This window comes from Geomonas paludis (assembly GCF_014193585.1).
Lineage (GTDB): Bacteria > Desulfobacterota > Desulfuromonadia > Geobacterales > Geobacteraceae > Geomonas > Geomonas paludis.
Genome location: NZ_BLXY01000001.1, coordinates 547,322 through 568,865 on the forward strand (window position 1 = coordinate 547,322; position 21,544 = coordinate 568,865).

Consider the following 21,544-nt stretch of genomic DNA (forward strand, 5'->3'; position numbering starts at 1 on the left):
TCTGGCAGCGCGGACTTCCAACTATCCTGCCGCCTCGGCATCATCGTCAATTCAGCCTAGGCATTGTCAATTGTCCATTGTCAATTGTCAATCGATTTGTCTGCTCCATTGTCATTGTCAGTTGATTTGTTTTCGGGTACATTTGCCCCTGGCACGGCCATCTGCAGCATCCTGGAGGTTATGCAATGAACGGGCTTGTCAAGGAAGGGTCCATCGGTGAGGTACTCTTCAAATCCCACATCATCACCGAGCACGAGTTGAGGGCCGCCCTCGAGGCGCAGAAGGTGTCGGGATGCCGGGTCGGCGAAGCGCTGGTCCGGATGGGTGTGGTCACCCAGGAGGACATCGACTGGGCGCTCGCCAACCAGCTGAACATCCCCTACGTACGACTCAAGAAGGAAAACATCGACCCCGCCGCGGTGGAGAAGGTCCCGGCCCAGCTGGCCAGGCGCCACAGCCTCTGCCCCGTGGTGCTCATCGGCAGCGAGCTGTCGGTGGCCATGGCCGACCCGCTCAACAAGGAGGCCATCGAGGAGCTCGCGCGCGTCTCCGGCTGCAACGTCAACATCTCGGTCGGCCTGATCCGCGAGATCAGGGAGATGCACGAGATCCTGTACGGGCCGGACGTGAGCCACCCGGAGCTGGGCTTCAGCTCCGGCCAGTTCAGCGCCAACGTCCTCGCCGCGGTCAACGCCGACCTGACCGGCGCCATGCTCCTGAACCACCTGCTGTTGCGCGTGGTGCAGAAGAAGTTTTCCGGCGTCGCCCTGCAGCCCCTGGGAGACCAGGTGCGCGTCGCGGCGCGCAGCGGCCACAAGAGCATCGAACTGGGCAGGCTCGCCATGACCCACTACCCCCGCCTGACCGAGCGCATCCGGCGCCTGTCGGGACTCCCCGCCGAGGGGGAGGGGGCGGTCAGCGGCGTGCTGAAGTTCCTCTGGCAGGGGAAGAAAATCCCCTTCCAGGCGCTCCTCATGGCCGGCGACGGCGGCGAGTACGTGACGCTGCGGCTGCACACCGTCGCCCCGCAGCTGACCACCATGGACGACCTGGGGCTCACCCCGCGCCAGCGCGACGACCTGACCGCCCTCGCCGCCGCCAGGGACGGGCTGGTCCTCTTCGCCGGCCGTTCCTCCGAGGAGCGCAGCCGGCTCATCGACCTCTTCCTCGATTCCTGCGATCATGCCGACCGCAACGTGCTGCTGATCGGCGAGCGGCTCGGCCGCGGCAAGAGCCGTTTCCCCCGCCTTGCCAGCGTCCGTTGCAGCTGCGAGGACAACGCCGCCATCATCGGCGCGGCCATGGAGCACGACCCGGACGTCCTGGTGATCGAGGACGTGACCGACTTCTCCACCTTCGTAGCGGCGAGCAAAGCGGTCATGCGCGGCAAGCTGGTGGTGGCGGGGATGTCGCACGCCAACAAGGGTGAGGTGCTCAAGCAGCTCATCTACCTGATCCAGAAGAACTACCTGATCCCCACCCACGTCAAGGGGATCGTTTCCAGTCGTTGCGCGCTGCTGTTGTGCCCCGACTGCAAGGAGCGCTACACCCCGGCGCCCGAGGAACTGGCGGCGCTCAGGCTGGTTCCCGGCGAGCGGGCGTATTTCCGCCCGGCCGGCTGCCCCACCTGCGACCAGACCGGCTACCGCGGCAAGAAGTACCTCCTGGACGTGATCCGCTTTGACAAGGATCTCCTGGAGGCGTTGGAGATGATCCGCGACAGCGACGAGCTGGTTCGTTACCTCAGGGAGAACGGCTTCCGGGGCATCGCGGAGGAGGGGGCCGAGCTGCTGGAGCGGGGCGAGATCGCTCCCGGCGAGTACGTTGCCTCAATAATACTGTGATGGATACAGTGACGGAGAGAACACATGGCAAGGATTGATGCGCTATTCAAGCTGCTAAACGACGCGGGAGCTTCCGATTTGCACCTCTCTTCGGGGTCCCCGCCGATCTTCCGTTTGCGCGGTGAGATGGAACGCCAGAACTTCAAGTCTCTGACCCATGAAGAGCTGAAGGCGATCCTGTACGAGATACTGACCCCCAAGCAGCGCGAGCAGTTCGAGGAGACGCACGACCTCGACTTCGCCTACTCGGTGCCGGGGCTGGCGCGCTTCCGCGGCAACTACATGATGCAGCATCGCGGCATCGCGGCCGTGTTCCGCATCATCCCGAGCAAGATCCTGTCCGCCGACGACCTGGGGCTCCCCGACGGCATCCGCAACATGACCAAGCTCAGGAAGGGGATGGTGCTGGTCACCGGCCCCACCGGGAGCGGCAAGTCGACCACCCTGGCCGCCATGATCGACCTGATCAACAGCACCCGCCGCGAGCACATCCTGACCCTCGAGGACCCGCTGGAGTTCATCCACGAGAACAAGATGTCGCTGTTCAACCAGCGCCAGATCGGCGAGCACTCCCAGAGCTTCGCCAGCGCGCTCAGGGCGGCACTCAGGGAGGACCCGGACGTCATCCTGGTCGGCGAGATGCGCGACCTGGAGACCATCAGCCTCGCCATGAGCGCCGCCGAGACCGGTCACCTCGTCTTCGGCACCCTGCACACCAGTTCCGCCGCGAAGACGGTGGACCGTATCATCGACGTGTTCCCGAAGGACGCCCAGGAGCAGGTACGCGCCATCCTCTCCGAGTCGCTCAAGGGGGTCGTCTGCCAGCAGCTTCTGAAGACCGCGGACGGCAAGGGGCGCGCCGCCGCGCAGGAGATCATGGTCTGGAACCCGGCCATCGGCAACCTGATCCGCGAGGGCAAGACCTTCCAGATCCCCTCCATCATGCAGACCGGCAGGAAGGACGGCATGCAGCTCATGGATCAGCACATCCTGGACCTGTTGAAGACCAAGCGCGTGTCACCCGAGGAAGCCTACCGCTGCTGCCAGGACAAGCGCCAGTTCGAGCAGTACCTGACCGCGCCGCCGCAGGAGCATTAAAGGCAAAAACCGTTGGCCACGGAGAAAATCTGAGAACTTCGGAGAAAACCAAAGGACTGTAACTACAAAACCATTGGCAGGGAGAACTTCTGAGAACATCTGAGAAAGGCACAGGGACAACAGCTTTTGGGGTTAACCTGAAGTCTTGTTTTTTCGCCTCTCTCCGATTTTCTCAGATTTTCTCCGTGGCCAATGGTTTTTTGTTTTTAGGAGGGACGTAGATGAAGTTTCCCGTGTCGGAACTGATCGAAAGGGTCCACCCGCCGCCGATCTCGGAGGTGAAGGGGTGGCTGGCGGCAGCGAACCCGAAGCTGGCACTGATCGACCTCTGCCAGGCGATCCCGGATTACCCGCCCCCGCCGGAACTGATCGACCACCTGGAACTGGTGATGCGCGACCCGCTCACCTCGCGCTACAGCATCGACGAGGGGCTCCCCGAGGTGCGCGAGTCGGTCTGCCGCGCTTACCGGCGCCTTTACGACGCCCGCATCGACCCTTCCCAGATCTGTCTCACCATCGGGGCAAGCCAGGCGCTCTGGCTCGCCATGGTGACCCTGTGCCGGGCGGGCGACGAGGTCATCGTGCAGCTGCCCGCTTACTTCGACCACCCCATGGCGCTCGCCGTCCTCGGCATTCGCTGCGTCTTCGCCCCCTTCGACGAAACGAGCGGCGGCCTCCCCGACCCCGCCACCATCGCCGGCCTGATCACGGCCAGGACGCGCGCCATCCTCCTGGTCACCCCCAGTAACCCCACCGGAGCGGTGACCCCGTCCGAGACCATCGACGAGCTCCATGCATTGGCGCGGCGCCACAACGTGGCGCTGGTGCTCGACGAGACCTACAACAGCTTCATCACCGGCGGCGTCCGGCCTCACGACCTGTTCCGGGACCCTGACTGGGGCGACCACTTCGTGCACATTGCCTCCTTCGGCAAGACCTTCGCGCTCACCGGGTACCGTGCCGGGATGCTGGCGGCATCTGCCAGGTTCATCGAGCATGCCCTGAAGGCCCAGGACACCATGGCGGTGTGCCAGCCCCGGGTCACGCAGCACGCGGTGCAGTACGGTTTTGAGCATCTTTCCGGGTGGGTGGCGCAAAACCGGGTCATGATGGAGCGGCGCCACGAGGTGTTCCGGGCCGAGATGGCTAAGTCCGGCAACCCGTTCCGGCTGGTGGCGAGCGGTCCCTTCTTCGGTTGGGTGGCGCATCCCTGTGCGGGGAAGAGCGGCCGTGCGGTGGCAAGGCGGCTGGTCGAGGAGTCGGGGATGCTGCTTCTGCCGGGCGAGGTGTTCGGGCCGGGGCTGGAGGGGTATCTGAGGCTCGCCTTCGGGAACATCAAGGAGGAGGTCATCCCCGAGGCGGTGCAGAGGTTCCGGGAATTCCAAACCTGAAACCCAAACCATTAGCCACGGAGAAAATCTGAGAACTTCGGAGAAAACCTTTAAACGGGAAAAACAAAACCATTGGCAAGGAGCACATCTCAGGACCTCTGAGAAAACCTTTTAAAGGTTCAACACCCAAAAGCCTTTCGCTTTTAGGTGTTCTCAGATTTCCTCAGATTTTCTCCGTGGCCAATGGTTTTGTTTTTTTCTCCTGGTTTTACAGCGCTTCTTGCAGGAAATCGATCAACCCGTCGTTCACTTCTTCGGCGTGGGTCCAGTTGAGGCCGTGCGGGGCGCCGGCAACGACGATGAGACGGCTTCCCTCGACTGCCTCATGGGTACGGCTCCCGGAGGCGGCGAAGGGGACGATGCGGTCGTCGTCGCCATGAATGACCAGGGTCGGGATCTTGATGCTCAACAGGTCGTCCCGGAAATCGGTAAGCCACGAGTGCACGCAGGCCAGCGTGGCGATGGGTGAGGCCATGGCCGCGATGTCCCAGCTCAGCCGCAGCACCTCTGCGCTCACCTTCTTCCCCCCGAAGGCATGCACGTTGTAGAAGTTGGCCAGGAAACTGGTCAGAAAGGAGAGCCGGTCGCTCCTGATCCCCTGCCTGATCCCCTGGAAGATGTCGCCATCCAGCCCCGCCGGGTTATCCGGCCTCTTCAGTAGAAACGGCGTCACCGCCGCCATGAACACCGCTTTCCGGATGCGCTCGCTGCCGTAGCGCCCCAGGTAGCGCGCCACCTCACCGCCTCCCATCGAAAAGCCGACCAGCACCGCGTCACGCAGGTCCAGCGCGTTCAAAAGCATGTTGAGATCGGCCGCCAGCGTGTCGTAGTCGTAGCCGGTCGCGGGCCTGCCGGACTGTCCGAAGCCGCGCCGGTCGTAGGTCACCACCCGATACCCGGCCTCCAGCAGGGCGGGCACCTGCCGCTCCCATGACCTGCCGCTCAGCGGCCAGCCGTGGATCAGCACCACCGGCTGCCCTTCCCCTAAGTCCTCATAATACAGATCGATGTTGCACGAATTCTCCTTCCCCACGGTGATGTAACTCATCGGAACCTCCTTACCTACGCACCCTTTTCCGGTGGTCAGCTAGCGGTTATCCGGCAATCGAATCCGGCGCAAAGTGTTCAGATACAGCATTTCGCGGACAAGTCAAATCAGGCCCCGGCCGCCGAGGTTTAGCCGGGCGCAGTGCGTGACACTGGCGCGATCGGCTGCCGGGTGAAGGGGTGCAAAAAAACTTGCACTTGCATTTAAATGCACTCGGCGCCCCTGAAACTATGACTGACGCGGGTTTGCACTCATTTCGCTTCCGGCATTACTTCCAACTCGCGACAGCCGTCACTGTCCGAAGTTGCGCCTGTTCAGGCTGCAAGTAACCGAATAATTGAGAAAAATTTTTTTTATGACTTGTGGCACGGTCCCTGTAATTACTTGGGCATTGGTTCGGCCAAAACGGACTGGACCTGTGATCGAAAACGGTGACGTGAAAACTACAGGGCGCAAAGGAGGAAACGGTTATGAGGCGATTAATGACAATGACAGCGGGGCTGATACTGACCCTGGCGTTGGCGGTAGCCGCAAATGCTGCTCCGGCCGGGAAGGGAACGGCTCCAAAGACAGGGAAGGGCATCCAGAATGCCAAGAAGGTAGCGCAGGCCAAGATGGATCGAAGCAAGAAAATGCAGGATTTGGAAAAGAAAGGGCATGCCAAGAGACAACAGGCGATGAAGAGGTAAACCAGCACAGAAACGACCTTGATATGTGGAAAAGGAGGAAGTTATGGACAGGCTGAGAACGACATTGGTAGCGTGCCTGGCAACGCTGGTGATCACGCTGTGGGGACTGGCTCCCCCGCCAGCACAGGCCATCGACGAAACGAAAGTCCCTCATTACTTCGGACCGGCTCCCAACTGGGCGCTGAGCCCGCTGCCGACGGTCGACCCGGTCACGGGTGCTGCTTCCGGCGGCATCAAGAAGTTCGTGAACCGCTTGCCGGGTTTAGGCGAGGCTAACGCCAACGACCTGGGCCAGTATCTCCCGGTGGCAGTCGCCGACACCACCACCTATCCTGATGCCGACTACTACGAGATCGGCGTCGTGCAGTACCGCCAGAAGATGCATTCCGACCTGCCGCCGACCCTGCTGCGCGGCTACGTTCAGCTTTCCACCACGGTGGTCCCCGGCCAGCAGGTGCCCCTCTCCAATGCCCTGGTCGATGGCAGCACCGTATCCATCGCCGGCTACACCGGCGTAACACCGCCCAACTACCTCGGACCCGTGATCGTTGCGCAGAAGGACCGCCCGGTGCGGATACTGTTCCGCAACCTGTTGCCGTCCGGCGCCGGCGGCGACCTGTTCCTGCCGGTCGACTCGACCATGATGGGCTCCGGCATGGGCCCCATGTCGATGATGACTCCGATGGATTCCGGTACGGTCACCGACCAGGTGCGTAACCCGATGTGCACCGACGGGCCCAAGTCCGACATGTGCTTCAAGGACGACCGGGCCACCCTGCACCTGCACGGCGGCGTGACCCCGTGGATCAGCGACGGCACGCCGCACCAGTGGATCACCCCCAAAGACGAGATGACGCCCTGGCCTGCCGGCGTCAGCGTGAAGAACGTCCCCGACATGCCCGATCCGGGCCCCGGCGCCATGACCTTCTTCTACACCAACCAGCAGAGCGCGCGTCTCATGTTCTACCACGACCACTCCTGGGGCATCACCCGCCTCAACGTCTACGCCGGCGAGGCTGCCGGTTACCTGATCCAGGACCAGACCGAGCAGGCGCTGATCAGCAAGGGGCTCATCCCCGGGCCGGACAGCACCATCCCGCTCATCGTCCAGGACCGCACCTTCGTGCCGCAGGGCGACAAGGTCACCCGCACCGGGCAGCTCTACGACCAGGACCCGACCTGGGATGCCGACCGCTGGGGCGGCTTCGGCAACCTCTGGTACCACCACGTTTACATGCCGGCGCAAAACCCGGGCGACCCGAGCGGCATGAGCGCCTTCGGCCGCTGGATGTACGGCCCCTGGTTCTGGCCCCCGGCAAAACCGATGTACCCGCCGATCCCGAACCCGCGCTACAACATGGACCCGGCCACCGCCTTCACCACGCCGCTTCCCGTACCGTGCAACCTGAACGACCCGACCACCTGGCAGTACCAGACCGACCCGTTCTGCGAGCCTGAGTTGATTCCGGGCACCCCGAACATCTCGGTGGGCATGGAGCAGTTCAACGACACGCCGGTGGTCAACGGCACCGTCTACCCGTACACCACGGTCGATCCCAAGGCGTACCGCCTGCGCATCCTGAACGCCGCCAACGACCGCTTCTTCAACCTGCACATGTACGTTGCCGACGTCAACACCGCCAGCAGCTCCCTCAACGCCGAAGGCAACCCGATCGGCGGCACCGAAGTGGCCTTCAAGGCGGCCGAACTGGCAGCAGCGCAGCTCGACCCCGTCGTGTTCCCGACTCCGGACACCACCCTCTCCCCGAAAGGGCCGGACTGGATCCAGATCGGCAGCGAGGGCGGCTTCCTCCCGGCGCCGGCGGTGATCCCGCCGCAGCCCATCACCTGGATCACCGACCCCACCCGTTTCGACGTGGGTAACGTGGACCAGCACTCCCTGGCACTGGCGCCGGCCGAGAGGGCGGACGTGATCGTCGACTTCTCCAAGTACGCCGGCCAGACGCTGATCCTCTACAACGACGCCCCGGCGGCCTACCCGGCCCGCGTGGCGAGCTACGACTACTACACCGGCGCCCCCGACCTCTCTCCGGTCGGCGCCCCCGGCGTAATCCCGGGCTACGGCCCCAACACCAGGACCGTGATGCAGATCAGGGTCAACCCGCTGCCCGATCCGACCGTGACCCCGGCACCCTTCGACCTCGCCGCGCTGCAGGCAGCGTTCGCGCACCAGGCCGACGGCTCCGGCGTCTTCGAATCCGGCCAGCATCCGATTATCGTCGGCCAGGCCGCCTACAACTCCGCCTACGGCACCAACTTCCCGGCCGCCGGCTACTGCAACGCACCGGGCAGCACCAAGCAGTCCTGCGACGGCTTCGCCCGCATCTCGGACCAGGGCGGCGACCTCTTCGGCTTCAACACGCTGGCCTCCCCGACCACGAAGCTGCAGATCCCGCTTGAGCCGAAGGCCCTGCACGACGAGATGAACGCGGTAGCCTTCGACGAGTTCGGCAGGATGACCGCCAACATCGGCATCGAAGCGGTCCCGGCTGCCCCGGGTGCCCAGAACGTCACACTCTATCCGTACGTCAACCCGGCCACGGAACTGATCGACGGCACCAACCTGCCCAAGGGCGACCTGAACGTCACCCCGATCTCGACCCAGGACGGCACCCAGATCTGGAAGATCACCCACAACGGCGTCGATACCCACCCGATCCACTTCCACCTCTACGACGTGCAGGTGCTCAACCGCGTGACCTGGGACAACATCATCATCCCGCCGGATGCCAACGAGCTCGGCTGGAAAGACACCGTGCGCATCAGCCCGCTGGAGGACACCATCGTCGCCCTGAGGCCGATCATCCCGACGCTGCCGTTCGAAATCCCGAACAGCATCAGGCTGCTCAACCCGATGATGCCGGCCGGCTCCACCGCGATGTTCGAGCCTACCGATGTCTTAGGCAACCCGACCAATCCGATCATCAACCAGCTGGTCAACTTCGGTTGGGAATACGTATGGCATTGCCACATCCTGAGCCACGAAGAGATGGACATGATGCGTCCGGTCTCCCTGGCGCTGCCGCCGAAGCAGGCTGACGGCCTCGCCTTCACCACCTCCGGTTCCGGCAACAAGGCGCGGCTCACCCTGACCTGGAACGACAACTCCATCACCGAGACCTCGTTCCTGGTGCAGAAAACCACCAACGGCACCACCTGGACCAACGTCGGGACCATCGCGTCGCCTCTGGACCAGGCCAACACCATCGGCGTGAAGACCCTGCAGGACCCGGCGATCTACAACCCCAACGTGGTCGCCAAGTACCAGGTCGTCGCGCAGAACACCGTGGGGTACGGCGGGCAGATGCCGAGCCTGACCGTGAAGTCGGTTTCCGCACCGCTTCTCACCGGCACCGTACCGGCTGACCCGACCGACATGACGGCGACCCTGGTTGCCGGACCGAAGGTCACCATCACCTTCACCGACAATGCGATCACCGAGACCGGCTTCGTCCTCGAGCGCTCCGTCAACGGCGGCGCCTTCGTCCAGATCGCCGCGCTCCCGGCCCGCAGCAACACCGGCAACGTGAGCTACACCGACAACCTGACCCTGTCGGCTACCGACACCACCTACGTCTACCGCGTAGCAGCCGTGAACGTCGCCGGCCTCTCGGGGTACGCCGTGTCCCCGACCATCCTGCTCCCGGCACAGCCGGCGGCACCGGGGAACTTCACCGCCACCAACGGCGCCAACAGCGGCAACAGCAGGAGCGTGGTCCTCGATTGGCAAGACCTCTCCAGCAACGAAACCGGCTTCACCATCCAGAGAGCCACCAACTCGACCTTCAGCAAGGGGCTCAACAGCGTCACCGTCAATGCCGGGGTGACCACCCTGACCCAGACCGGGCTGGCCCGCAACACCAACTACTGGTACCGGATCAGGTCCAACAACGGCACTATCGTTTCCTCCGGATGGGTGAACGCTGCGCCGTTCCCCATCACCACCAACCCGTAGTATCAGCCGTCCTTGCCTGGGGAGGAGGTGCTGGTCCTCCTCCCCGGGGATTTTTTCCCAACCAGCAGCAACGCAAAAGGCCCCCTGGCAGATGCAAGGGGGCCTTCGCTTTGTCCGCAGTTTGAGACGGGTCAGACCCGGAACCACTCCACCATCCCTTTGAGTTCTCCGGCCAGACAGGAAAGCCCGGCGGAGGATTGCCGAATGCCGCTGCAGGCCACACGGAGTTCCCGGGTGAGCTCGGCGATCTCATCCACGTTCTGGCCGACCTCCACGCTGGTCGCCGACTGCTCCTCGGTCGCGACCGCGATGCGCCGGACCATCTCGTGCACCTGTTCCACGTAGGTGGCCATCCGGTCGATGGCCTCCTCGGTCCCCTGCACCCGGTTCATGATGGTGCCGACCGAGGTGGGTTCCTCGCTCATCTTGCGTACCGAGCGGTTGACGCTGTCCTGCATCGCCCGCACGGTGTGGTCGATCTCGGCGGTGGCCGCCGCGGTGCGCTCGGCAAGTTCCCTGACGTTGTCAGCTACCACCGCAAAGCCCCTGCCCTGCTCTCCGGCACGTGCCGCCTCGATGGCGGCGTTGAGCGCCAGGAGGTTGGTCTGGTCGGCTATGTCCCGGATCAGGACCCCGATCTCGCAGATCTGCGCCGACTGCCCGCTCAACTGTTCCACCATCCCTGCGGTCTCGGAAAACGTCTGCGCAAAGCGCTGCAGCTGCTCGGTGGTCTGCTGCATCGCCTGTTTCCCGGCGACCGCGATCTCCATCATCGTATCGGCGGCGCCGGCGGTGGTCGAGGCGTTCTGGGCCATGTCGACGGTGGTAGCCGTCATCTGTGACATCGAGAGCGCCGATTCCTCGACCCGGTGCGCCTGGCGTGCGGCCCCGTCTTCGAGGACGCCGGCCGTGGCGGCCATCTGTTCGGAGCTGCTGGCGAGGGTGGAGGTGGCGTCACCGATCTTTCCCACCACGTTTCTGAGACTGGCCAGCATGCACGCCATGGCGAGCTGAACCCGCCCTATCTCGTCCTTGCCGCCTGCGGCGATGCTGACCGCCAGGTTGCCTTCCGCCGCCTGTTCCGCCAGGGCGGTCAGCTGCTGGATGGGACGGGAGATGCTCCGGAAGATCCACATGCCCACGAGGTTCCCCAACAAACCGGTGCAGGCGGCGATGACCAGGATCAGGGTCATGCTGAAGCGTATGGTCCGGTTCACGGTTCCAATCGCCTGTTCCTGCCCCTCCTGTGCGGAGGAGACCGTTTTTTTCCCCTTCTCGGCCTGCTTGGCCACCACCTCCCGCAACCGGGCCGAGTCCCGTTGCGCCTTCTCCTGGAACTGCATCTTCTGACGCAGCTTGACCAAGATGCCGTTCTGCGCGAAGACGGTGTCACGGATGCCGGCCAGGGAAGCGCTCACGCCGCCCAGGATGCGCAGTTCGCCTTGGGCCCCGGCCGCCTTCAGCTGTGCTGCGACCGATTTCTCCACCTGCCCCAGGCGCGCGTAGCGGCGATCAAATTCGGCGGCGACCGCGTCCAACTCAGCGGGGGTGTTGGCAAAGAACAGGCGTCCCGACAGCCCCTCGAGCGACTTGCCCAGGGAGACCAGCTCGGTGTTGATGGAGAGGACGTCGACCGCGGCGTTGGCACGCGACAGGTAGCCCGGGAGCTTGCCCGATATCCTGCCCACCTGCAGTTGTGCCTTGTCCACCTCGTCCTCTATCTCGTCGTCCACCTCGCCCAGCGCCTCGAGCGCCTCTTTGAGTTGTGCTTCTCCCCGGCGCGGGTCACCTCCTTCGGCAAGGGTCTTGGTGAGCAGCTCCGCCTTGGCGGTGAACACGGCGAACTGGCCGCCGATCCGCTTGTTGTGCCGGATGTTGCTGTTTTGCTGCACCTTTTTCAGCGCGCCCGCGTACTGGTTGACGATCTGCTTCTTCTCCGGGGCCCGCTGCATGTCGTAGAGGAGGAACCTCAGCTCCTTGAGGGACACCTTGAGCGTTTCGATGCTGGCGATATTCTTGGACGTTTTGTCGGCCTCGTCGTTGGCGGCGGCGTAGGCGGAGGAACTGGAGCGCTGCAGCACCCTCACCTTCCCCTCCAGATCCTGGAGCCGTGCGCTCGCCTCCTGACCTTTTTGCAGGATCAGCGTGTGTGCCTGGGCCGATTCCCGCTCCGAAGCCAACCGTGCGGACATGGTGGCATACAGTTCCTGGGCGATGCTGCCGAATTCCGCAGACGCTTCCAGCTTCTCGCCGGAAACCGACTCCAGTTTCTCCTGGGCGCCGCGCACCTCGGCCAGCGATTTTTCCGCCTCTTTCCTGGCCGCGGCCAAGTCCGCCTCGTTGTGGGCGGCGGCCACCTTGACCAGGTCCGCCGTGGCCCCCTGCAGGGCGCGCTGGAATTCCATGGTGCGCAGCTGGAAAGGGGTGCTTTTCTCGGTGAGGTACGAGAGTTTGCCCCTGATGGAGCTCATGCTGAGAAAGCTCGCGACTGAGACAGCGGCGACAGCCAGCAGCACGATCGCGGCGTTCAGGATCAACTTCGACTTGATGGTCATGGCAAGGCTCCCTTCGCGGGTGACAATCCCTCGCCTGTGGCGGCAAGTATTGTCCCGTAGCTAATACGGCTTTTCGGCGGGAGCACAGGATTTCTTAAGAAAGGATCATCGGGAAGTTCATGAGGAATATATGGCGGGGGCGGTGCGAAATGTCCCGAGAAGAGGGGGGCGGAGCAGGCGGGTCAGCCGGTGGTGCCAAGGCCCGCGGCGATGGCGTTGACCGTTTCCAGGAGCCGGAACAAGAGCCCCCCGGACATGGCGCTGTCTTTGCGCACCGCGTCCTGGCGCCACTGGCGTAAGAGGGCGATCTGGCGCTCGTGCAGCACCTTGAGGGCGTCCTCGCGCCGGGCCAGCGAGCTGTGCACGGCGGCGCGCCGTTCGGCCAGCGATCCGCCGTAGATCTCCTCGAGCATGCGCACCGTGCGCCGGTACTCCTCGCCGATGGCGCCGAGGATCGGCTGCCGGATGGCCGGGTCGCGCACCAGTTCGGCGTAGTTGTTCATGATGGTGAGGTTGGCGCTGGCAACGCTGGTGGCGGCGTTGCTGATGATGTAGTGCAATACGGTCCAGCTCTGGCAGTTGCGCACCAGCTCGCCGAACAGGGCCGGCTCCTCGTTCATGAGCTCTTCCAGGGCAAAGCCGATGCCGTACCAGCCGGAGAGGAAGTAGCGGGCCTGGCTCCAACTGAAGACCCAGGGGATGGCGCGCAGGTCGGAGAGGGTGGCCTGGGCGGTGCGCCGTGCCGGACGGGAACCGATGCTGCTCGATTCGATGACGTCGATGGGGGTGGCCTCGCGGAAGAAGGTGACGAAGCCGTCACTGTTGAGCAGCTGCTGGTAGGCCAACCGGCTGCGCTCGGCAAGGCGGTCCATCACCGGTTCCAGCGGGTGTCCCGGCCCCGGGCCGCCCCGCTGCGGGATGCTGACGCCCGCGGTCCCGGCGAGGAGCAGCTCCAGGTGGTAGGCGGCGTTGAGCGGGTTGGAGTACTTCTGGGAGATGACCTCGCCCTGCTCGGTGAGGCGCAGGTCGCCGGACGCCGATCCCTCGGGGAGACCGCGCAGGAAGCGGCTGGTGGGGCCGGCCCCGCGGCTGATGGTGCCCCCCCTGCCGTGGAAGAAGCGCAGCCGCACCCCCTGGCGTCGCGCGGCCGAGAGCATCGCCTCCTGGGCCCGGTACAGTCCCCACAGGCTCGCCATGATGCCGCCGTCCTTGTTGCTGTCGCTGTAGCCGACCATGACCTGCTGCACCGGGTTGCCGCCGCCGAGCTGCGCCAGCGTGCGCCGGGTCATGGGGTGTTCCAGGAACTGTTCCAGGATGGCGGCGCTCCCCTCCAGGTCCTTGATGGTCTCGAAGAGGGGGACCACGGGGAGCAGGCAGGCCAGCCCGTCAGCGGTGGGCGCCGCGAGCCCCGCTTCCCGCGCCAGCAGGTAGACCACCAGCAGGTCGGAAAGTGAGCGGGTCATGCTGACGATCAGGGCGCCCAGCGACTCCGGGCCGTAATCCCGGATCTGGGCCGCGAGCACCCGGTAGCAGCTGATCACGCTTTCAGCTTCCTTGCCCGGCTTGGCCCCCGGGAGCAGGAAGGGGCGGGGCGAGGCGAGCTCGCCATCGAGGAAGGCGAGGCGTTCCGGCTCCTGCCACTGCGAGAAGCCCCGTTCCGCCACCCCGGCCGCCGCCAGCAACTGCTCCACGGCCTTGTCGTGGAAGGCGCTGTTCTGCCTGATGTCGAGCGAGGCCAGGTGGAAGCCGAACACCTCCACGCTGCGCAGCACCGGGACCACGTCCGCTAGGGCAAGCCGCGTGGCGCCGCTGGCTACCAGGGTGTCCCTGAGCAGGCGCAGGTCGTCCTCGAGCTCCTTGGGGCGGCAGTAGCGGGAGCCGGAATCGCCGCAAAGGGTCTCCTCCCCCCCCGAGACGTCCACCGGGAGTTTCGCCTTCATCAGGTTCACCAGTTGGCGCCAGGGCTCCTCCGGGTTGCGTTTGAGCGCCTCGATGCCGAGGGCCCCGGTCGGCGCGGCCAGCGTCTCCAGGCGACGGGTGAGCTGTTGGGGAGGGGGGAGCAGCAGCCGGGAGATGCTGAGCCTGCTCCCCAGGGTGGTGAGCTGTCCGTGGATCAGCATCAACGCGTTCAGCCGCAGCTCCTTCAGCGTCGCCTGGGTGACCTCGGCCGTCACCAGGGGATGGCCGTCGCGGTCCCCACCCACCCAGGTGCTGAAGGAGACCCGGGGCAGACGGTCGGCGAGCGGCGACAGGGGCCTCGTCAGTCCCGCCTCGCGCCAGGCGCGGCAGATCCTCTTGTCCAGGATCGGGATCACCTGGGGGAAGATCTCGCGCAGGTGGTAGATGATCGCCGCCAGCTCGTTCAGGACCTGCGGCTTCTCCAGGTGGATCTCGCCGGTGCGCCAGAGCCGCTCCAGCATGGTGACGATCTCCTCGCGGATGTCGTCCCGCTCCAGGGGAGTCCAGACCGTGTTCTCGCGCTTGACCAGCAGGAGGTAGAGCTCGCGCAGGTGTCGCAGTACCGAGGCACGCTTGGCCTCGGTCGGGTGGGCCGTCAGCACCGGCTCCACCCTGATCTGTCCCAGGAGTTCCGCTATCTGCTCCTGCGGCACACCGCTGCGGTTCAGCTTCTCCAGGACGCGTCCCCAAAGGCCCGGCGCTGCCACCAGCCCCTGGCTGCTCTCCACCGCCCGGCGCGTCTGCACGGCGAAGTTCTCCTCCGCCATGCTGAGCAGCTGGAAGGCGATGGACCAGGCCCGCACGAACTTGCAGTCCTCCGACGGGGCCATCGACCCGCTCTTGGGGAGACAGGCTGCGAGCTGCGACTCGCCCAGCCCGTTGAACATCTCGGCCAGGCAGTCCATCAGGTAGTCGAGGTCGCGCTGCAGTTTTTCCGGTATCGCCGCGTCGGTAACGGGCATGAGGGCACCTCATTAAGGTCTCCCCTGACGAGGAGGGGGTGGCGGTCGGAGCGCCAGAGATGAATGATACCGTAGATTGCCGCGCTGTGAATGGCGTGCGGGGAAGGGGCGGCTTGTTCATGTGAATACCCTTATGGTAAGGTCTTATTAAGGGAGGCAAAGGAGGCTCATTATGAAAACGTTACTGCTCGTGCTCCTGATCATCATAGCGGTCATCCTGACCATCTGGCTCCTGGTCATCCCCGCCGAAGTAGTGGTCGGTTTTTTCAAGGCGCTGGGTCACGGCGAGTGGCGTGGCTGGAGGCGTGACAAACCTCGGTAGGGCCCGAAGCTGAAGTAGGATATGAAAAAGGCCCTTGGCTGCTGCCAGGGGCCTTCGTTTTGGTTACGGATTTGGTTGTTGCTGTTGGAGGCTAGGGTACGCTGCTGAAGTCGTTGCGGTGGAAATCCTCGGTCGTGCCGTAGGAGTAGAAGAAATCCACCCTTTTCACGCTGTCCGGCCGGGCCACCGGTATCTCGATGCTGAAAGGTTCGCTTCCCGTGAAGCGCCCGTCGAAGTTCTTGGTCCCTTTGCCGATCTCCTTGCCGCTTTCATCCTTGAGCTTTGCCGTCAACTGCAGGGAGGTGTAGGGAAGATCCGGCCGCACGTTCTTGAGGGTGCCGTCGATGCGTACCCCCTTGTCCGTGTTTTCAGCTTTCCAGGAGACATCGACTTCGTGATTGCTGAAGTTATGGGCGCTGTAAGCGGGGTTGGAGTCCTGCTTTACGCGGGAAACCGCACAGGCGCCGATGAGAGAAAGAATCGTGATTGCCAGCAAAAACTTCTTCGCCATAAGTCACCTCCGCACTTTGATAGAAACCTACTGAGTGTAACCCTGATATCAACGTGTGCAATGTGACTTTTCCTTCGAGTGGTTGCGAAATTTCCGACTGTTTGACGTGACAATCTGGGGCTGATGTGAAGGTCGGGTAGCGCAAAAAACAGCGGGGCGTCAGGTGACGCCCCGCTGCAGGGACTGCTTGCTTGTCTGCTGGCGCTACTTCTTGTGGCCGGACTCGCGGATCATCGAGGCAGCCTCCGCCTTGATCTCCACCAGGTCCTTCTGCAGTTCGGCCAGGCCGTACCAGGTGACGTAGTCGGGGTTCATGTGGAACGCCCCCTGGAAGGCACGCATGCGGTGCTCCAGGAACATCACGTACAGGGTCTGCTCGATCGGGGTCCTGGTGTCGTAGAAGGTGAGCAGGTCCGGGTAGGCCGGCTGCCCCTGCTGCGGCTTGACGATCCCTTTCTCGTACAGGCCGGCGACGATGGTGATCGCCTCGGCCATCAGCTTGTCGGCCTCTTTGATCATCTGGTCGGCGTTGCCGAGCTGGGTCTTGGCGTAGGTCGCGCTGTGGCACTTGCTGCAGATGCCGACCATCTTGTCGCGGGAGGCCTGCCATTCTTCCTTGGTGAGACGAGCCACCTTGCCCGCCTTGACCAGTTCCAGGCGCCCGGTCGGCTTGCCTGCCGGGTCGAGGACCCCGAGACCTTTCAGGATGGTGACGCGGTAGCCCATCCACTCGGCGTCTTCTTCCGGCAGACGCAGGGCCAGGAAGCCCCAGGAGGTCATCACGTTGTGGTCGCCGTCGCCCATGTGGCAGGTCTGGCAGGTGGGGGCGCGGCCGGTGTCACCTTCCATCTGGTAGATGGAGCCGTGCTTGGAGTTGGACCACATCTCCCACTGCGGGTGATCGAAGCCCATGTGGCAGGTGCGGCAGGCTTCCGGCTTCTTGGCCTCGGCCTTGCTGAACTTGTGGCGGGTGTGGCAGGAGTTGCACGGGGAGCCGTACTGGCCGTCGGCGCGGGACTTGTCGTCGCGGATGCCGACCTTGTGGCAGCCGCCGCACCCCTTCATCCCCTGGATGTAGGCGTGGGGCTGGATCTTGTTGGTCGGCATGGCGTCCATGGCCACCCAGGCCAGGGCGTGCTTGCCGGAGGCGTACTGGTCATGCTGCTTGGTGTGGCACTCCTTGCAGGTCTTCTCGGTGGGCATGGTCACCTTGGCGACGTCTTTGGCGCTCTGGTGGGCGGTGCCGTGGCAGCTGGAGCAGTCCACGCTGCCGCTTTTGCCCATCTCGCCGGACAGGAAGTCCTTGACGATGTTGGGCGTCACCTTCTCGTGACAGGTGATACAGTTGCTCTTCCCGGCGAAGGCCGCCCCGGCCAGCATCAGCACCAGCGCCAGCGCCCCTCCCAGTTTCTTCAAACCATGAATCATGCAATTACCTCCTCTTGATGGATAAAAAAACAGGGCCCATGTAAACCACAGGCCCGGGAGGAATTCCTTGATGTAGGTCAAAAAACCGTAAACGGCACACGCGGCTGCGGATATACTATCAGGCGTCGTTTACCCGGCTGTTGAGAAAGGGGGGCCGCTATGAAGAAGAAGGCACGTCCCGGTTCCGTTCCCAGCGTCACCTTCCAGAAAGAGACCCATTGCGGCAGGATCTACGTCACCGTCACCATGGACCCGAAGGGGAGGCCGTTCGAGATCTTCGTCCGGTTCGGCAAGGCCGGCCACTGCGGGGCCGCGGTCTTCGACGGCCTGACCAGGATACTCTCCTACGGCCTGCGGTCGGGGCTCGACCCGCACGAGGCGGTCAAGGCCCTGGGGGGGATCGGGTGTAGCTTCGGGAAGGATACCTGCATGAACGCGGTTTCCGAGGCCTTGCGCGAGGTGCTCGAAGGGGACTGGCTCCGCAGGTGCCTGTCCCCTTGATTCCCGCCCACTTAAGGCCGCCTCCACTCACCCTCCGCAGGCGCCTGCCCCACGCCGTCGCCGCTCACCTCGGCTTGCGCGGCCCCGGCGCGAAGTAGCGACCCACCTTGGCATCCATCTCGTCGATCCAGCCCGCCTTCGATTCCGGGAAGGCGTCTGCGTAGGGGACGTAGGGCTTGATATCGAGGATGGGGGTCCCGTCCAGCAGGTCCACACCGCGCAGGTGCAGCGTCTTTCCTTCCACCCTTACCAGTTCCACGGCAGACAGCCCGATCGAGTTGGGGCGATGCGGAGACCTGGTCGCCAGGACGCCGCGTTTGGGCCCCCCGCGCGGCGGCTTCACGTTGCTTTTCCACCCTTCGCTGAGGTGGAAGGCGAAGATAAGCCACAGTCGCTGGAAGCCCCCAAGGTCCTGGACCGCCTTTTCATCCAGCCAGTCCTGGAGTTCCAGTGTCGCTGTGGCGAAGTCCCCGGTCTCGGTTCCTGTCACCACGGTGCTCTGATGAGGGGCGTCGATGCGGCGGGAATAGGGGGAGCGCAACAGGCCGATGGGGCGATAGCTAAAGCACTGTTCTTCAATCATGCTGCCTGACACTTCCTTTGGTTCTAGTGGGGTCGGAGCGAAAAGCAAAAGCCCTCAGGTGGCCTGAGGGCTTTCTGCTGTGCGACGGAATGGAGGGTGAAGGCGGTCCGACCGATCGGTAGCTCGGGCCAGGCTACCTGCGTCGGTACACTAATGAAAATCGATCCTCTTGTCAAGGCAGGGGCTCACCCTGACTTCCCTCCGATGGGAGGCCGCGTGGTGTGCCTGGAAGGATCTACTTGTCGTGGCAGGTGAGGCAGAGCGCGCTGTTTTTGTCGCTCTTGATCAGGTGCCCCTTGGCCGGGTTGAGCGGGTCGTGGCAGGTGAGGCACCCGACGGCGCCGTTGACCATGATCATGTTGCGCTCCTCGGCGGAGATCGGCTTGTACCCCGGTTTCATGTCCACGTAGCTCTGGTAGATCATGCCGATGGGGTGTTCGCCGTCGAAGGAGTGGACGTGCGAGCCGCGCCCCGCGGGGTCGTTGCGCAGGTTCACCTCGACGTTGGGGCCGGCGGCGCCGTCATGGCAGCCGATGCATTCCTTGGAAAGGGGATCGATCTGGGGCATGGTGGCGGCTGGTGCCGTGACCACACCTAATATGAGCAGAGCAATGGCGAGAGCGGTCAGCGCACTTTCCCTGGTTTTCGGTGACATGAACTCCTCCTTTTGTGGTGCTGGGAGTCTCTTCGGCACCGGTCCCCAATTCTTTAGGCTTCCCGGGCTCCCAGCGCCTGGGCTCTAGTTGGTGCGTGAGCCCCACGTGAAGGAGATCCAGGCAACAGACAGGTGGTCGGTCATCTGGGCGGGAGCTTGTTCCGGCGAAGCTGCCGCGACTTCTTCGGGCGGCTGAATGGGATTGCTCGCCTTGGCCCGCTCGACCTTCACGAGGTAGGCCTTCTGCGCCTCCACAGATTTCTGCAGTTGCAGCGCATAGGGGCACTTCCCGCGGGGACCGGTCGGGTCCGTGTCCTGGGCGTGGGCCGCAGTGCTGATATGGGTCAGGGAAATGGCGATTATGGCGAACAGAATTGCCTTGAGGTTCTTGAAGGTTTTCATGGCTGTCTCCTGGGACTGTGGTCCATCGTTACCTGGATCAGTACAAGGAGGGTGCCAAGCGCATCCGCGACCTGTGGTTGATTTACTGCTGTGATACCAAGATCTTACACCGAGGCGGAAAGTCGGATTCGTCTCCGCTGTTCAGCCGCTGCACAGTAACCGGCGTGTGGCTGTTCAGGCTTTGCAATTGGACCTTTCGCCAGGCACAGCTCCTTCAGCTCTTCCAGCCCTGGCTGGGCAACGATCCCCGTCGGCAGCTACGGCGCTGCTACAGTTCGCTTTGGATGAACTCCCGGAACCGACTGATGACTTCCCGGACCCTCTCCGTCAGTGCCTTGAGATCGCGGCGGCCGGAACCTCCGGGGGCGGCGTCGTCGGGTGACCAGATCTGGGTGACGGTGTCCAGGTCAACGTTACTGCGCAGGGTTGTCTGGTCGTAGGTGTCGGTGATCCCGCAACAGGTGGCCCGCTGCCACTGCAGGAGGTTGTCGGATCTCCATTTCGCCTTGAACTCGGCGAAGGAAAGGTCTCCGCCGAAATTCATCTCACTCACGTCGATAGCGGTCGCCTGCCCACGCTCGTCACGATGTACCTTTTCCACGTAGGCCACGTGCCAATAGTTCCTTAAGGCGAATACCGCGACGTCTCCTTCGGTGACGTCGGCAACGTCCGCATTCTTCAGATGGGGCATGTCGCTTTTGTAAGGGATGGGAAACGAAGGGATCCTCTCTTTGATGTAATCGACGCAATACCCGCCTCGTTGGATCCAGTCGTCACAGTTGCAGGTGTCGGCGTGGGCACGCCGGTCCATGCCCAAGACGGCGATGATAAGTAAGATAAAGGGGAAACGTTTCACGCGGGTCCTCCAGGATATTCGGCCGCGGCGCCTAAGGCGCAGGCGGAGAGCAGATAATTCAAGGCGAGCCAACACGGGCGGGCGCGGTTGGAGAGGGCGCCCCACTCGTGCCCGTACGAGCCGTCGAGAAGACGGGCGGCGAGGGGCAATCGGGCGCAAGGGCGTACCTGACCCGCACCGGGACAGTGGGCGTCCGACGTCCCGCGCACCGGCGCGTGGACGCGGCAGCCGTTATGGCTCATGATCCTGCACCACGTGGTGTAGCGTTGGAGCGCAGGAGGTGAATCTATGCCGGGGTTAGGCTGCGGGAGGGGAGCGTCCGGAATAGGGCGCGGACGAAAGGAAGATGTACCGCGGGGGGGCGACCCGTGTGATGGCGCGCTGTAAGACAGGAACGGCCGGTTCGAGGACTTGGGGCAGGGTGACGAAGACGTCGTGGTGCTGCTGCTTGATGTGGCTTGGCGCCGTTGTCACTTGGGCCTTGAGCACCAGGCGGTGCATCGGCTTGGGGCGGTGGGGACGCGACAGGTCCGGCACGCGCATCCCCGCGCAGAGAAGCCCTGCCACCATCAGCACGGTCGCCAGGATCTGCAGGTACCGCGTGCCAACGGGACGATTGCTTGGAGAGAACGGTGGGGTCATGCGGGGTGGTGCTTCCTCTGGAGCGCAAGATGAAACGAAAAGATGACACTGCCATGCCCGCAAGAGCTGGACCTCGCAGGGGTGCGGTAAGGGGCACACTATATCAGGAGAGCCCCGTGACT

The 21,544-nt window shown here is 63.8% G+C and carries 17 protein-coding genes; 7 read left to right on the top strand and 10 right to left on the bottom strand.

Annotation, left to right across the window (positions count from 1 at the left end; translation table 11 throughout):
• Window positions 1-185 precede the first annotated feature (185 nt).
• The 3 genes from H7687_RS02230 (at window position 186) to H7687_RS02240 (ending at window position 4,333) form a co-directional block, all read left to right on the top strand.
• Window positions 186-1,844 carry a GspE/PulE family protein gene (locus H7687_RS02230; protein ID WP_183344653.1) on the top strand — a complete coding sequence of 553 codons (1,659 nt, stop codon included), beginning with the start codon at window positions 186-188 and terminating at the stop codon, window positions 1,842-1,844.
• Window positions 1,845-1,868: 24 nt separating this feature from the next.
• Window positions 1,869-2,942 (top strand): type IV pilus twitching motility protein PilT, encoded by a 1,074-nt coding sequence (locus H7687_RS02235; protein ID WP_183344655.1) that lies wholly within the window; start codon window positions 1,869-1,871, stop codon window positions 2,940-2,942.
• Between the two features lie 221 nt (window positions 2,943-3,163).
• Window positions 3,164-4,333 (top strand): aminotransferase, encoded by a 1,170-nt coding sequence (locus tag H7687_RS02240; protein ID WP_183344657.1) that lies wholly within the window; start codon window positions 3,164-3,166, stop codon window positions 4,331-4,333.
• A gap of 208 nt (window positions 4,334-4,541) precedes the next feature.
• On the opposite strand, the gene H7687_RS02245 is transcribed toward H7687_RS02240, so the two are convergent.
• Entirely contained in the window at window positions 4,542-5,381 is an 840-nt protein-coding gene (locus tag H7687_RS02245) for an alpha/beta fold hydrolase (RefSeq protein ID WP_183344659.1), read from the bottom strand.
• A 470-nt stretch (window positions 5,382-5,851) separates the two neighbouring features.
• On the opposite strand from H7687_RS02245, the gene H7687_RS02250 reads away from it, so the two are divergent.
• Window positions 5,852-6,070: a hypothetical protein gene (locus H7687_RS02250; RefSeq protein WP_183344661.1), complete on the top strand. Its 219-nt coding sequence runs from the start codon at window positions 5,852-5,854 to the stop codon at window positions 6,068-6,070.
• A 43-nt stretch (window positions 6,071-6,113) separates the two neighbouring features.
• Window positions 6,114-10,046: a multicopper oxidase domain-containing protein gene (locus H7687_RS02255; protein WP_183344670.1), complete on the top strand. Its 3,933-nt coding sequence runs from the start codon at window positions 6,114-6,116 to the stop codon at window positions 10,044-10,046.
• Window positions 10,047-10,177: 131 nt separating this feature from the next.
• Here H7687_RS02255 and H7687_RS02260 read toward each other — a convergent pair whose 3' ends face one another.
• Complete coding sequence (locus tag H7687_RS02260; RefSeq protein WP_183344672.1) at window positions 10,178-12,601, bottom strand: methyl-accepting chemotaxis protein; 2,424 nt, start codon at window positions 12,599-12,601, stop codon at window positions 10,178-10,180.
• A gap of 182 nt (window positions 12,602-12,783) precedes the next feature.
• Complete coding sequence (locus tag H7687_RS02265; protein WP_183344673.1) at window positions 12,784-15,522, bottom strand: phosphoenolpyruvate carboxylase; 2,739 nt, start codon at window positions 15,520-15,522, stop codon at window positions 12,784-12,786.
• Between the two features lie 172 nt (window positions 15,523-15,694).
• Between H7687_RS02265 and H7687_RS02270 the strand changes: the two genes are divergently transcribed.
• Window positions 15,695-15,844: a hypothetical protein gene (locus tag H7687_RS02270; protein ID WP_183344676.1), complete on the top strand. Its 150-nt coding sequence runs from the start codon at window positions 15,695-15,697 to the stop codon at window positions 15,842-15,844.
• Window positions 15,845-15,935: 91 nt separating this feature from the next.
• Here the strand turns inward: H7687_RS02270 and H7687_RS02275 are convergent, their stop codons facing one another.
• Both H7687_RS02275 and H7687_RS02280 read right to left on the bottom strand, forming a co-directional pair.
• On the bottom strand, window positions 15,936-16,355 hold the full coding sequence (locus tag H7687_RS02275; RefSeq protein WP_183344678.1) for a hypothetical protein: 420 nt from the start codon (window positions 16,353-16,355) through the stop codon (window positions 15,936-15,938).
• Window positions 16,356-16,559: 204 nt separating this feature from the next.
• Window positions 16,560-17,783 carry a multiheme c-type cytochrome gene (locus H7687_RS02280; RefSeq protein ID WP_183344680.1) on the bottom strand — a complete coding sequence of 408 codons (1,224 nt, stop codon included), beginning with the start codon at window positions 17,781-17,783 and terminating at the stop codon, window positions 16,560-16,562.
• Window positions 17,784-17,942: 159 nt separating this feature from the next.
• Here H7687_RS02280 and H7687_RS02285 point away from each other — a divergent pair, with 159 nt between their 5' ends.
• Window positions 17,943-18,284 (top strand): TSCPD domain-containing protein, encoded by a 342-nt coding sequence (locus H7687_RS02285; protein WP_183344682.1) that lies wholly within the window; start codon window positions 17,943-17,945, stop codon window positions 18,282-18,284.
• A 64-nt stretch (window positions 18,285-18,348) separates the two neighbouring features.
• Here the strand turns inward: H7687_RS02285 and tsaA are convergent, their stop codons facing one another.
• The 5 genes from tsaA to H7687_RS02310 form a co-directional block, all read right to left on the bottom strand.
• Window positions 18,349-18,867 carry a tRNA (N6-threonylcarbamoyladenosine(37)-N6)-methyltransferase TrmO gene (tsaA, locus tag H7687_RS02290; protein WP_183344684.1) on the bottom strand — a complete coding sequence of 173 codons (519 nt, stop codon included), beginning with the start codon at window positions 18,865-18,867 and terminating at the stop codon, window positions 18,349-18,351.
• Between the two features lie 235 nt (window positions 18,868-19,102).
• Window positions 19,103-19,522: a cytochrome c3 family protein gene (locus H7687_RS02295; RefSeq protein ID WP_183344686.1), complete on the bottom strand. Its 420-nt coding sequence runs from the start codon at window positions 19,520-19,522 to the stop codon at window positions 19,103-19,105.
• Window positions 19,523-19,606: 84 nt separating this feature from the next.
• Window positions 19,607-19,924, bottom strand: a complete 318-nt coding sequence (locus tag H7687_RS02300) for a hypothetical protein (RefSeq protein WP_183344688.1) — start codon at window positions 19,922-19,924, stop codon at window positions 19,607-19,609.
• A 268-nt stretch (window positions 19,925-20,192) separates the two neighbouring features.
• Window positions 20,193-20,780 (bottom strand): hypothetical protein, encoded by a 588-nt coding sequence (locus H7687_RS02305; RefSeq protein WP_246404519.1) that lies wholly within the window; start codon window positions 20,778-20,780, stop codon window positions 20,193-20,195.
• A gap of 297 nt (window positions 20,781-21,077) precedes the next feature.
• Window positions 21,078-21,350, bottom strand: coding sequence for a hypothetical protein (locus tag H7687_RS02310; protein ID WP_183344690.1), 273 nt, complete (start codon window positions 21,348-21,350; stop codon window positions 21,078-21,080).
• Window positions 21,351-21,544: the final 194 nt, after the last annotated feature.

Coding starts and splice junctions, on each gene's coding strand:
- H7687_RS02230 (WP_183344653.1), top strand. CDS start 186: ATGAACGGGCTTGTCAAGGAAGGGTCCATCGGTGAGGTACTCTTCAAA.
- H7687_RS02235 (WP_183344655.1), top strand. CDS start 1,869: ATGGCAAGGATTGATGCGCTATTCAAGCTGCTAAACGACGCGGGAGCT.
- H7687_RS02240 (WP_183344657.1), top strand. CDS start 3,164: ATGAAGTTTCCCGTGTCGGAACTGATCGAAAGGGTCCACCCGCCGCCG.
- H7687_RS02245 (WP_183344659.1), bottom strand. CDS start 5,381: ATGAGTTACATCACCGTGGGGAAGGAGAATTCGTGCAACATCGATCTG.
- H7687_RS02250 (WP_183344661.1), top strand. CDS start 5,852: ATGAGGCGATTAATGACAATGACAGCGGGGCTGATACTGACCCTGGCG.
- H7687_RS02255 (WP_183344670.1), top strand. CDS start 6,114: ATGGACAGGCTGAGAACGACATTGGTAGCGTGCCTGGCAACGCTGGTG.
- H7687_RS02260 (WP_183344672.1), bottom strand. CDS start 12,601: ATGACCATCAAGTCGAAGTTGATCCTGAACGCCGCGATCGTGCTGCTG.
- H7687_RS02265 (WP_183344673.1), bottom strand. CDS start 15,522: ATGCCCGTTACCGACGCGGCGATACCGGAAAAACTGCAGCGCGACCTC.
- H7687_RS02270 (WP_183344676.1), top strand. CDS start 15,695: ATGAAAACGTTACTGCTCGTGCTCCTGATCATCATAGCGGTCATCCTG.
- H7687_RS02275 (WP_183344678.1), bottom strand. CDS start 16,355: ATGGCGAAGAAGTTTTTGCTGGCAATCACGATTCTTTCTCTCATCGGC.
- H7687_RS02280 (WP_183344680.1), bottom strand. CDS start 17,783: ATGATTCATGGTTTGAAGAAACTGGGAGGGGCGCTGGCGCTGGTGCTG.
- H7687_RS02285 (WP_183344682.1), top strand. CDS start 17,943: ATGAAGAAGAAGGCACGTCCCGGTTCCGTTCCCAGCGTCACCTTCCAG.
- tsaA (WP_183344684.1), bottom strand. CDS start 18,867: ATGATTGAAGAACAGTGCTTTAGCTATCGCCCCATCGGCCTGTTGCGC.
- H7687_RS02295 (WP_183344686.1), bottom strand. CDS start 19,522: ATGTCACCGAAAACCAGGGAAAGTGCGCTGACCGCTCTCGCCATTGCT.
- H7687_RS02300 (WP_183344688.1), bottom strand. CDS start 19,924: ATGAAAACCTTCAAGAACCTCAAGGCAATTCTGTTCGCCATAATCGCC.
- H7687_RS02310 (WP_183344690.1), bottom strand. CDS start 21,350: ATGGTGGCAGGGCTTCTCTGCGCGGGGATGCGCGTGCCGGACCTGTCG.